The following is a 9227-nucleotide window of genomic DNA, read 5'->3' as shown; positions in this document are numbered from 1 at the left end:
GGCTCGTCGGCCGGCGGCTCGTTGTCGGCCGGGGGCTCGTTGTCACCACCGGGCGTGGGGCCCGAAACGGTGTGGATCCAGTAGGTCAGCTCTCCGGCGCCGTCATACGCGACCGGCTCGAAGTTGAAGAAGACCTTCGAGTCGCACGACGTTGCGCTGTTGATGACCGGGGCCGCCCAGGTCGGGTCCTCGGTCGCGGCGGCGATGCCGGGGAGCAGCACCGAGCCGCCCAGCGCCACCGACAGGCCCGCGGCACCCGCCGCGAGCTGCCAGGCCACCGAGCGGCGGCCCTTCGTTCCTTCGTTCACTTCTCGCCCTCTCCCGAACAGGACCGGCGCCGTACGGGCGCCGGAGTGCGACGTTGTGTCCCCTGTATGAGACGGCAGAGTTCCGCGCCGGAGGAGTCTCAGAAACTGCCAAAGAAGACGACTGCGTTCCGGTGTTCGTGGGCAACATGCACCACTCGTCACAGCAGTCCCGGGTTTCTGGAGTGGCTCCACCTGCCACAGGCCCTCGACCATCCGCAACGGTGTCCCGAGCGAGCCGGGAGCGGGTCGGCCGCTCAGGGGTCGACCAGGCCTCCGCGTACCGTGATCGCGTGCCATCCGACGTCGCCAAGGGCAGCGGCCTGCCGATCAAGATGCTGCACGACCGGATACTCGTGTCGCTCCGCAGAGAGGACGGCGAGCGGCGCTCGACCGGCGGCATCCTCATCCCGGCGACCGCCCAGGTGGCCAAGCGGCTGGTGTGGGGCGAGGCGCGCGGGGTCGGCTCCAGCGTCCGGCAGGTGAAGGTCGGCGACCAGGTGCTGTTCTCCCCCGAGGACCAGCACGAGGTCGAGGTCCACGGCGAGGAGCTGATCATCCTGCGCGAGCGCGACGTGCACGCCGTCGCTGCCGAGCGGATCGAGGAGTCCACCGGCCTGTATCTCTGACCGCCGGGCCGCGCGGTGTGTGCACGCAGCGCGGCCGGGCAGGGCCCGGGACCGCAGTGTGTGCACAAACCGCGCCCGCGGCGTGCTCAGCGGTGGGCGGTGATCGCCTCGGTCATCCCGGCCAGCCACCGGCGGACGACGGCGACGTCGTCGTCGGTGAAGTCCGCCATCGCCGCCATGAGCTCCCGCTGCAGCCCGCCGAAGAACGCGGCGCCGGCCGCCATGGTGGGCTCGGTCATCTGCAGGACGACGCGGCGCCGGTCGGCGGGGTCACGCACGCGCTGCACGTGACCGGCCCGCTCCAGCCGGTCCACCAGCGCGGTCACCGCCGCCGAGCTCAGGCCCACCGCGGCGCCCAGCCCCCCGGCGGTGAGCGGCTCGCCGGCGCGGGCGGCGTCCATGATCGCGATGACCGCGCGGACGTCGGTGCGTCCGAGTCCGTGCGCGTCGGCGAAGCGTTGACCGACGGCGTCGAGCTCCACGGTCAGCCGCCGCAGCAAGAGGGTGACCGCCACCCGTTCGCTGTCGTTGCGCGTCATCCACCCACCCCCGTAATCTCTCGACTGTCGAGATTCTAGAGCACCGAAGGGTCGGCTCCGATGCCCCGACGCACCACCCTCCTGCGCTGGCTCCTCCCCGCCCTCGTCGCGGTCCTCTGGCTGGGCCTGGCAGCTCCCCTGGGGGCCATCGGCGGCAAGCTGACCGAGGTCCAGGAGAACGACAACGCCGCCTTCCTGCCCGACAGCGCGGAGTCCACCCGCGTCACCGAGCTCCAGGAGCGCTTCCGCGACCAGGAGGCGATCCCGGTCGTCCTGGTGTGGGAGGGCGACGGCCCGCTCGACCCCGCCACCCAGCAGGCGGTCGGCGAGGCGCTCGCGGAGGTCACCGCCGTGGCCGAGGAGGCCGACGCCCTGGCCGGCGAGCCCTCCCCGCCGATCCCCAGCGAGGACGGCGAGGCGGTGCAGGCCGTCGTCCCGCTGCGCGCCGACCTCGGCGAGGCGCTGCCCGAGGTGGTGCAGGACATGCGCGCCGTCGACGACGTCGAGGGCACCACCGCCTACGTCACCGGCCCCGGCGGCGTGTTCGCCGACTTCGCCGACGGCTTCTCCGGCATCGACGGCCTGCTGCTGCTGGCCGCGTTCGGCGTCGTCCTGCTCATCCTGCTGGTGGTCTACCGCAGCCCGCTGCTGCCGTTCCTGGTGATCGGCACGGCCGGCCTCGCGCTCACCGCGGGCCAGGCCGTCTCCTACCTGCTGGCCCGCGAGGGGATCATCACCGTCAACGGGCAGAGCCAGGGCATCGCCTCGATCCTCGTGGTCGGCGCGGCCACCGACTACGGCCTGCTGCTCGTGGCCCGCTACCGGGAGGAACTGCGGGTGGAGCGGTCGCCGGTCGCGGCGATGCGGGTCGCGCTGCGCCGCTCGGTCGAGCCGATCCTGGCCTCGGGCGCCACCGTCGTCCTGGGCGTGCTCTGCCTGCTGTTCTCCGACCTCGCCTCCAACCGCGGCCTGGGGCCGATCTCGGCGGTCAACGTCGTCCTCGCGATGGTCGCCTCGCTGACCTTCCTGCCCGCCGTCCTGGTGCTGCTCGGCCGCGCCGCCTTCTGGCCGTTCCGGCCCCGCTACGGCAGCGAGCCGAAGCGGGACGGCGGGTGGCAGCGCACCGCCGACGCGGTGGGGCGCCGGCCGGGCCGGGTGCTGGCGATCAGCGTCGCCGCCTTGCTCGCCGCCGCGGTGTTCGCGCCGACCTTCCAGGCCGACGGGCTGCCGCTGTCCGAGGCGGTGCGCGGCAACCCCGAGGGCGCCCAGGGCCAGGAGGCGCTCGCCCGCCACTTCGACGCCGGCAGCGGCAGCCCGGCGGTGGTCGTCACGCCGGCCGACACCTGGCCCGACGTCGCGGCCGCGGCGGCCGCGGTACCCGGCGTCGCGGGCGTCACCCCGGTGACCGGGCCGGACGGCCCGCCGACGCCGGACGCCCAGCCCGTGGAGGTCGACGGGCTGGTGCAGCTCGACGCCACCCTCGCCGACGCCGCCGACAGCATCGCCGCAGAGCGCACCGTGGCCGACCTGCGGGAGGCGGTCCGCGACGCCGACCCCGACGCCCTGGTCGGGGGGACGACGGCGACCAACCTCGACACCCTCGACACCTCGGCGCGCGACCTCCGGGTGATCGTGCCGCTGGTGCTGCTGGTGATCACGGTGGTGCTGGCCCTGCTGCTGCGGGCGATCGTCGCGCCCCTGGTGCTGCTGGGCACCGTCGTCCTCAGCTTCGCCGCGACCATCGGCGTCTCCGCGCTGGTCTTCGAGCCGCTGCTGGGCACCGCCGACAGCGACCCGACGATCATCCTGATCGGCTTCGTGTTCCTGGTCGCGCTGGGGATCGACTACAACATCTTCCTCATGACCCGGGCGCGGGAGGAGTCGCAGCGGCACGGGACCGAGCAGGGGGTGCTGCGCGCGCTGGCCGTCACCGGCGGCGTGATCACCAGCGCGGGCCTGGTGCTGGCGGCCACCTTCGGAGCCCTGGCGGTGCTGCCGCTGCTCATCCTCGTGCAGCTGGCCTTCATCGTCGGCTTCGGCGTCCTGCTCGACACCTTCGTCGTCCGCACCCTGGTGGTGCCCTCGGCGGTGTACCTGCTCGGCGACCGCACCTGGTGGCCCGGCCGGCCGGCCCGCCGGCCCGAGCCCGATCCCGAGCGGGAGCTGGAGCCGGCCTGAGCGGGCACTTCCGCGGAAGTGCCCGCCGGGCGGCTCAGGCGTCGCCGGTGCGGAGGCCGGCCAGCCACCGCCCGGCCTCGGCGAAGGCCGTGTCGGCCGACTCGTCGGGGACCGGGCGGTTGGTGCGGCCGTCGGCGCGCGGGTAGGAGCCGAGGAACCGCACGTCCTCGCACACCCGGTGCAGCGCGGCCAGCGCCTCCCCCACCCGCGCCTCGGCCACGTGACCCTCGCAGTCGAGGGAGAAGGAGTAGACCCACAGCCGGTCGCGGGTGGGCCGGGACTCGATGCGGGTGAGGCTGATCCCGCGGACGGCGAACTCGCGCAGCACGTCGAGCAGCGCGCCGGTGCGGTCGGCGACGACGACCACCAGCGACGTCTTGTCGTTGCCGGTGGGGGCCGGCAGCGCCCCGGGCCGGGACACCAGCACGAAGCGGGTGACCGCGCCGGGGTGGTCGGCGACGTCCTCGGCCAGCGGCACCAGTCCGTAGCGCTCGGCGGCGATCGGCGCGCAGACGGCGGCGTCGTGGGCGCCCTCGGCCACGGCGCGCGCGGCGGCCGCCGTCGAGGAGGCCGGCAGGGTGGGGACGCCGGGGAGCAGGCGGGCCAGGGTGCGCGCGGTCTGGGCGAGCGCGTGGGGGTGGCTGACCACGCCGCCCACGCCGTCGAGGGTCGTGCCCGGACGCGCGGCGAGGACGAAGGAGACGGTCAGGAACACCTCGCGGGTGACGACCAGCCGGTCGCCCTCGGCCAGGCCGTCCATGGTGGCCGGGACCGAGCCCTCGACCGAGTTCTCCAGCGGCACCAGGGCGGCGTCGGCCTCGCCGGCGCGCACCGCCGCCAGGGCCGCGGCGACGCTCACGGCAGGCTGCCGGACGCCCTCCCCGGGGGCGACGGCCCTGCTCAGCGCCGCTTCGGCGAAGGTACCCTCGGGCCCGAGATAGGCGAACCGCGTCGGAGGCGTCTGGGGCACCCGACGAGGGTAGTGCGGTCGGGCAGGGGCCCCGTCCCGTCCGGGGGGAGCTGCCTCACCGCCGGCCAGCAGCGGCCGGACGACCGGCGTCGGGGAGGAGGGGTGCGTGACCCCCGGCCCGTCTGCCCTCACCGAGGGTGACCTCGACACTGCGCTGCGCCGTCTGCTGGTCGCCAGCGCCCGCGACGACGCCGACGCCTTCCGCGCCGAGCTCGACGACGCGGAGCCCGCGCTGGCCGCCGCTGGCGGCCCGGGCTGGGCCGCCTGGTCCGCGGCGCTCGCCGCCCGCCGGGGCCTGGTCGACGGCGACCGGGAGGCCACCGCGGCCGGGGTCGCCACCGCCCGCGAGGCCCTGGGCGCCTGCCCGGCGTCGACGGGCACGGCCCTGGTGCTGGCCTACCTCGCCCACGTCGAGGCCGCCGCCGACCACCTCGACGCCGCGATGCTGCTCGCCGTCGACGCCAGCCTGCTGACCGACCAGGTCCCCGCCGAGCCGACCCGCGTGCTGCACCAGGCGCACCTGTGGCTCTCCCTCACCCTCACCGCGCTCGACCTCGAGGAGCTCGCCGTCGCCCACGCCGAGCGCGGGCACGAGGTCGCCGCCCGGCTGCCCGACCTCGCCGACCGCTGGCAGCTGCTGCGGCTGTGCGCCCAGCAGAACGTCGAGCTCGCCCAGACCCTGCGCCGCCGCGGGGACGCCGCGCGGGCGCGGGCGCTGGCCGGCACCGCCCTCGCCGCGGCCGCCGAGGCCCGGGCGCTGCCGGTCGACCCCGAGCCCGGCGACCAGGACCTGCTCGACGTCGTCCAGGCCTGGGCGCTGTGCTGCCACGACGACCTCGACGACGCGCTGGGCCCGCTGCGGTCGGTGCACCGGCGGGTGCACCGCCGCGGCAGCACGTGGCTGCGCGGCTACGCCGACCTCGCGCTGGCCCGGCTGCTGACCCGGCTCTCGCAGGAGCACAGCGGCGGCGGGGGCGGGGAGGAGGCCACCGACCTGCTCGTCGACGCCTCCGGCGCCTTCGCCGCGACCGCCGACCGGCGCCGCTACCGGCAGTGCCTGCTCGAGCTCGGCCAGGCCACCGCCGCGATGGGCCGCCCCGCCGAGGCGCTGTACTGGCTGGAGGCCTACCGCGCCGACACCGGCCGGGCGCACGCGCGCAGCCGGGAGCTGTGGGCCGAGATGTTCGTCCGCCGCAGCCGGCTGCGCGAGGTGGAGCGGCAGGCCGCCGTGCTGCGCCGGCACGCCCTCGAGGACGCCCTCACCGGGCTCGGCAACCGGCGCAGCGCCGAGCGCCGGCTGGCCGGGATGCGGCTGGGCGCCGAGCCGCTGTCGCTGGCCGTCGTCGACGTCGACCGGTTCAAGGAGGTCAACGACGACGCCTCCCACTCCCACGGCGACGAGGTGCTGCGGCGGGTGGCGGCGCTGTTGCGCGAGCACAGCCGGGCCGGCGACGAGGTGTACCGGTGGGCCGGCGACGAGTTCCTCGTGGTGCTGCCGGCGGCCACGCAGGGGCAGGCGCTGGCGGCCGCGGAACGGCTGCGGGCCGCCGTCGCCGAGGCCGACTGGGCCGACCTGCCGCTGTCCGAGCCGATCACCGTGAGCATCGGGGTGGCCACCGCGCCCGCGGTCGCCGACGACCGCGACGCGCCGGTCGGGTGGCGGTCGCTGTTCGACACCGCCGACCTGCACCTGTTCTCCGCCAAGCGCGGGGGGCGCAACCGGGTGCGCGCCCCCGGGCTCGTCGACGACGCACTCCCGGCGGGCGACGGCGACCTGCCCGCGGGCGGGGCGTCGCCGTGACGCGGCGGCCCGCCTGGGACGCCAGTGACGGGACGGACGACGGCGGGGGGCGACTCCGGCGTGCCCGCCGCGGGGTGCTCGACTCCCTCCCCGACGACGTGCACAGTGCGCTGGTGCCACCGGGAGCCCTGCACCACCGGGTGACCGCCGCCCTCGCCAACTGGCAGCTCGACGACGCCGAGCGGCTGCTGTCCGTCGTCGACCCGTCCTCGCCGTACGAGGTCCCCGCGGAGGGCGGCGACGCCGACCCCGGCGACGCCGCGGGCCTGGGCCGCGCCTGGGCCGACACGCTGCGCGCCGAGCTGCTGGTGCGCCGGCTGCGGGTCGCCGGGTTCACGCTGGTCGGCGAGCCCCTCGACGCGCCGGAGACCACCGAGTCGCTGGACCTGCACGCCGGCGTCGCCGGCCTGCTCGACCGCGGCGACGGCGCGTCGGCCCCGGAGCCGGGCGAGGACGACCCGCGCTCGGAGTCGGCCGCCAACGCCGCCCTGGCCATCGCGCTGGTCCGCTCGGCCAAGGCCGCCTTCGACGCCAGCGACGACGACCTGCAGCGCGCCGCGGGGCTGGCCCGGCACGCCCGCATCGAGCTGCTCTCCCGCCGCATCGACGCCGCGATGGACGAGGCGGTCGAGGCCGCGAGCCTGCTCGACCCGCAGCTGCCGCCGAGCGCGCTGCTGGTCGACACGCTCGGCACCCTCGCCGGCGTCCTGGCCGACCTCGAGCTCATGCCGCTGGCGCTGGACTACCAGCGCCGCGCCCTGGAGACGGCGACCGCGGCGGCCGCCGCCGGCGTCCTCGGCCCGGACGAGGACCCCGACGTGCTCGCCGCCGGCGCGGCCACCTGCCTGGGCGAGCTGTGCGCCGAGCTCGGCGAGGCCCTGCTCGACGACGGCGACGCCGACTCGGCCCGGCCGCGGTTCGCCGAGGCGCGGGAGCTGGCCGAGCAGGCACTGGCCCAGCTCCCGCCCGACGCCGGCGGCGTCGTCGCCGCGCAGGTGGTGCACGGGTGGGCGCTGGTCGGCCTGGGCGAGCACGCCGCGGCCACCGGTCCGCTGCGCGCCGCCGTCCGCACCAGTAGCGCCCGGGGCGACCGCGCGCTGCTGGCCTCGGCACTGCTGGCGCTGGGCCGCGCGCTGCGGCGGCAGGGCGACGGCCGCGGTGCCGACCAGCAGCTGGCCAAGGCGCTGGCGCTGGCCACCGAGCACGGCCTGCCGCGGCTGCGGCGGGCGGCGCTGCGCGAGCTGTGCACGCTGCACGCCGAGCTCGACGACGCCGGCCGGGCGCTGCCCTACCTGCAGGCCTACCTCGCCGACGAGCTCGACCGGGTCGACGAGCGGCGCACCCGCTGGGTGGAGCTGTTCGGCCGGCGCAAGAGCCTGCTGGAGAACGAGCGGGCCGCCGGGCAGCTGCGCCGCCAGGCCTACGAGGACCCGCTCACCTCCCTGCCCAACCGGCGATACGCCGAGGCCCGCCTCGACGGGCTGCTCAGCGCGGGCACCACCCCGGCGCTGGCGGTGGTCGACGTCGACCGGTTCAAGGCGATCAACGACGCCGTCGGCCACCCCGGCGGGGACACCGTGCTGCGCACGGTCGCCGACCTGCTGCTGGCCGGCTGCCGCGACACCGACGAGGTGTGCCGGTGGGCCGGCGACGAGTTCGTCGTCCTGCTGCCCGACACGACCGCCGAGCAGGCCGAGCACGCGCTGGAGCGGATCCGCCGCGCCGTCGCCGGCCACGACTGGGCAGCGCTGGGCGTCCCCGTGCCGGTGACCATCAGCGTCGGCATCGCCTCGGCCACCCGCGGCGACGACCGCCGCACGCTGTTCGCCGCCGCCGACGGCGTGCTCTACGACGCCAAGCGCAGCGGTCGCGACCGGGTCGTGGCGCTGTCCGCCCTCACCCAGACCCGCGCGCCCGACACCCCGCTGCCGACGCCGCGCCCCGCGCCGGTGCCGGCCTCGCCCCTGGACCCGGTCGGCGGCTTCTCGCCGCTGCTGGGCACGCCGGCGCCCCGTCCGGCCGACCCGCCGCTGTCGCTCGGCGCGCCCGGCGAGCCGTCGCTGGGTCCCGCGCCCGCCGCGCCACCGGGTCGCCCCGTGCCGGCCGAGCCCGACGTCGTCTGGGGGGTGGGCCGCTCGACCGAGCAGGTGCTGGCACTGGTCCGCGAGACCCGGGCCGCGCACCCCGACCGGCCCGCGCTGGTCGTCCGCGCCGGCGCCGACACCCTCGTCGCGCTGGCCTCCGAGCACCCCGGCTCCACCGTCGACGCCGCGGCGATGTCGGCCGCCGTCGGGCCGGTGCCCGAGCCGGTCGGGCGGGTGGGCGTGCTGTGCGCCGGCAGCGCCGACGCGTCGGTGGCGGCGGAGGCGGCGTTCGTCGCGCGGGTCACCGGCACCGAGGTGGTGCGTGTCGACGACGTCGGCGGCGGCCGGCTGCGCTCGCTGCTCGCCGACCGCACGCTGCTCGACGACGTCGACTGCCTGGTCGTCGTCGCCGGGCTCGACGCCTCGCTGGCCGGGACGGTCGCGGCGATGACGGACGTGCCGATCGTCGCGGTGCCCACCTCGACCGGGCAGCCGGGCTCCTTCGGCGGGTTCGGGTCGCTGCTGACGATGCTCACCGCGGCGTCCCCGGGCGTCGTCGTCAGCACCATCGACAACGGCCACGCCGCCGGCGTCTTCGCCGCCCGCATCGCCCGCCGCACCGCGCGGTAGGTGCCTTTGTCGCGATATCGGCACCTCCCGGAGGTGCCTTTGTCGCGCTGATGGCACCTCCCCGGGCCGGGACCCGACCGCGCAGGGCCGG

Annotated in this window: 7 protein-coding genes; 4 read left to right on the top strand and 3 right to left on the bottom strand. The window is 76.8% G+C overall.

What is annotated here, in order from left to right; all coding sequences use genetic code 11:
* On the bottom strand, positions 1–308 hold a 308-nt coding region (locus tag CHC04_RS24350; RefSeq protein WP_176450117.1), incomplete at its 3' end, for a hypothetical protein.
* 290 nt (positions 309–598) lie between these two features.
* Here CHC04_RS24350 and CHC04_RS20540 point away from each other — a divergent pair.
* Positions 599–934, top strand: coding sequence for a GroES family chaperonin (locus tag CHC04_RS20540; protein WP_245817558.1), 336 nt, complete (start codon positions 599–601; stop codon positions 932–934).
* Between the two features lie 86 nt (positions 935–1020).
* On the opposite strand, the gene CHC04_RS20535 is transcribed toward CHC04_RS20540, so the two are convergent.
* Positions 1021–1473 carry a MarR family winged helix-turn-helix transcriptional regulator gene (locus tag CHC04_RS20535; protein ID WP_089405817.1) on the bottom strand — a complete coding sequence of 151 codons (453 nt, stop codon included), beginning with the start codon at positions 1471–1473 and terminating at the stop codon, positions 1021–1023.
* 60 nt (positions 1474–1533) lie between these two features.
* Between CHC04_RS20535 and CHC04_RS20530 the strand changes: the two genes are divergently transcribed.
* On the top strand, positions 1534–3651 hold the full coding sequence (locus CHC04_RS20530) for an MMPL family transporter (protein ID WP_089405816.1): 2118 nt from the start codon (positions 1534–1536) through the stop codon (positions 3649–3651).
* 34 nt (positions 3652–3685) lie between these two features.
* On the opposite strand, the gene pheA is transcribed toward CHC04_RS20530, so the two are convergent.
* Positions 3686–4621 carry a prephenate dehydratase gene (gene pheA / locus CHC04_RS20525; RefSeq protein ID WP_089405815.1) on the bottom strand — a complete coding sequence of 312 codons (936 nt, stop codon included), beginning with the start codon at positions 4619–4621 and terminating at the stop codon, positions 3686–3688.
* 106 nt (positions 4622–4727) lie between these two features.
* Here pheA and CHC04_RS20520 point away from each other — a divergent pair, with 106 nt between their 5' ends.
* Both CHC04_RS20520 and CHC04_RS20515 read left to right on the top strand, forming a co-directional pair.
* Positions 4728–6422: a GGDEF domain-containing protein gene (locus CHC04_RS20520; protein WP_089405814.1), complete on the top strand. Its 1695-nt coding sequence runs from the start codon at positions 4728–4730 to the stop codon at positions 6420–6422.
* A 113-nt stretch (positions 6423–6535) separates the two neighbouring features.
* Positions 6536–9136 (top strand): diguanylate cyclase domain-containing protein, encoded by a 2601-nt coding sequence (locus CHC04_RS20515; protein WP_245817556.1) that lies wholly within the window; start codon positions 6536–6538, stop codon positions 9134–9136.
* The last annotated feature ends 91 nt before the right edge of the window (positions 9137–9227 follow it).

Source organism: Geodermatophilus saharensis (assembly GCF_900188205.1).
GTDB classification, from domain to species: domain Bacteria; phylum Actinomycetota; class Actinomycetes; order Mycobacteriales; family Geodermatophilaceae; genus Geodermatophilus; species Geodermatophilus saharensis.
Note: the sequence above shows the minus strand (reverse complement) of the source record. Positions and strands in the feature narration are given on the sequence as shown.